The 418-nt window shown below is 35.9% G+C and carries 1 protein-coding gene; it reads left to right on the top strand.

The annotated features are described in order from the left end of the window. A partial coding sequence (locus R3X25_RS15180) for a hypothetical protein (RefSeq protein ID WP_317675816.1) occupies positions 1–418 on the top strand: 418 nt, incomplete at both ends.

The raw sequence follows: 418 nt of genomic DNA, 5'->3' as shown, positions 1-418 counted from the left end.
TAACATATTAACGATTACGTTAGAAGATGGCGGAACACAAACTGTTGATTTTTCTACAGTATTGGCTGCTGCAGGAACAGATGATCAGGCATTAACTTTAGCGACAGGAAATATATTAACTTTAGAAGATGGCGGAATAGTAGATTTAACTCCATTTTTAGACAATACAGATGATCAAGCAATTACAGCTTCATTAGACAATACATCAAACATATTAACGATTACTTTAGAAGATGGCGGAACACAAACAGTAGATTTATCTGAACTATCAGAAACAGTAGTTGCAGGTACAGGTGCAATTACAGTTGTAGATGATGGGAATGGAAATTACACAGTAAATTCAACCGATCCAGATGAATCAATTACCAATGAGGTAAACACAGCATTAGGTTCATCGGCAAACACATTAACGGTTACG

This window comes from Lutibacter sp. TH_r2, assembly GCF_033101135.1.
In the GTDB taxonomy this organism is placed as follows: Bacteria; Bacteroidota; Bacteroidia; order Flavobacteriales; family Flavobacteriaceae; genus Lutibacter.
The sequence above is the reverse complement of the archived record's forward strand: the minus strand, read 5'-3'. Positions and strand labels throughout refer to the sequence as shown.